We start from the raw sequence: 1008 nt of genomic DNA, 5'->3' as shown, positions 1-1008 counted from the left end.
GAAATATCCTGCCATGTGATGGCGATGCCGGCCGCCGCCGCCATGGCGATCAGGTGGATGGTGTGATTGGTCGAGCCGCCGGTGGCATGCAGGCCGACGACGCCGTTGACGATCGAGCGCTCGTCGATCATCCGCCCGACGGGCGTATAGGCGTTGCCAAGCGCAGTAATCGCCAGCGCCCGCTTGGTCGCCTCGCGGGTCAAAGCCTCGCGCAGCGGCGTGCCTGGATTGACGAAGGACGCGCCCGGCGTGTGCAGGCCCATGATCTCCATCAGCATCTGGTTGGAATTCGCCGTGCCGTAGAAGGTGCAGGTGCCCGGTCCATGGTAAGATTTGGACTCGGCCTCCAGCAGTTCGGCGCGTCCGGCCTTGCCCTCGGCGTAGAGCTGGCGGACCTTGGCCTTTTCGTCATTGGGCAGGCCTGATGTCATCGGTCCGGCCGGAATGAACACCGCCGGCAGATGGCCGAAGGTGAGGGCGGCGATCACCAGCCCCGGCACGATCTTGTCACAGACGCCGAGATAGACGGCGGCGTCGAACATGTTGTGCGACAGGCCGATCGCGGCGGCCATGGCGATGACATCGCGCGAAAACAGCGACAGCTCCATGCCGGGCTGGCCCTGGGTGACGCCGTCGCACATCGCCGGCACGCCGCCTGCCACCTGGGCGATGCCGCCGGCTTCGCGGGCTGCATCCTTGATCAGCGCGGGGAAGCTCTCGAACGGCTGATGCGCCGACAGCATGTCGTTATAGGAGGTGATGATGCCGAGGTTCGGCACCTTGTCGGCGCCCAGCGCGAGCTTTTCCGAGGGGCTGCACACCGCAAAGCCGTGAGCGAGGTTGCCGCACGACAAAACGGCCCGGTTGGCGGTGCGGTTCGACGCCTCGGCGATGCGGCCGAGATAACGCTCGCGGCCGGGCTTTGAGCGCTGGCGGATGCGTTCGGTGATGGCTTCGATGTCGCGTCTGGCGGTCATGGTGTCGGTCCTTTCAGGCGAGGTCCCGGAA

The 1008-nt window shown here is 66.2% G+C and carries 1 protein-coding gene; it reads right to left on the bottom strand.

Annotation, left to right across the window (positions count from 1 at the left end; genetic code table 11):
* Positions 1 to 977: dihydroxy-acid dehydratase (locus EN914_RS36480; protein ID WP_206527336.1), on the bottom strand; the 977-nt coding region annotated here is incomplete at its 3' end.
* Positions 978 to 1008 lie beyond the last annotated feature (31 nt).

It is taken from the genome of Mesorhizobium sp. M7A.F.Ca.CA.001.08.2.1, assembly GCF_003998455.1.
Lineage (GTDB): Bacteria > Pseudomonadota > Alphaproteobacteria > Rhizobiales > Rhizobiaceae > Mesorhizobium > Mesorhizobium ciceri.
This window is presented reverse-complemented; position numbering and strand designations above follow the sequence as displayed.